We start from the raw sequence: 301 nt of genomic DNA, 5'->3' as shown, positions 1-301 counted from the left end.
CGGCGCATCCTGTTCGGCATAATCAGAGTGTTTCGAGGAATGCGAGGAGCTTGTCGCTTGGCTTATAACGCGAAGGTTTTGCGTCCGGGGCGACCATTCGAGCCAGCGCTTTTTCCTTCAGCCGCAAGTCCGCGTGAACATAGACCTGGGTTGTCTCCACGGATTCATGGCCAAGCCACAGCGCGATTACCGTCTGATCCCCACCGTGATGAAGCAGCTCCATCGCGGTACTATGACGCAGAACATGCGGGCTCACCCGTTTTTCTGCCAATGATGGGCAAAATCGAGCTGCAGTCAGTGC

General features: G+C 56.1%; 1 protein-coding gene. It reads right to left on the bottom strand.

Annotation, left to right across the window (positions count from 1 at the left end; translation table 11 throughout):
• Positions 1–22: 22 nt before the first annotated feature.
• On the bottom strand, positions 23–301 hold a 279-nt coding region (locus tag SB724_RS19750; RefSeq protein ID WP_410572495.1), incomplete at its 5' end, for a tyrosine-type recombinase/integrase.

It is taken from the genome of Bacillus sp. SIMBA_031 (assembly GCF_046535225.1).
In the GTDB taxonomy this organism is placed as follows: Bacteria; Bacillota; Bacilli; order Bacillales; family Bacillaceae; genus Bacillus; species Bacillus velezensis.
Note: the sequence above shows the minus strand (reverse complement) of the source record. Positions and strands in the feature narration are given on the sequence as shown.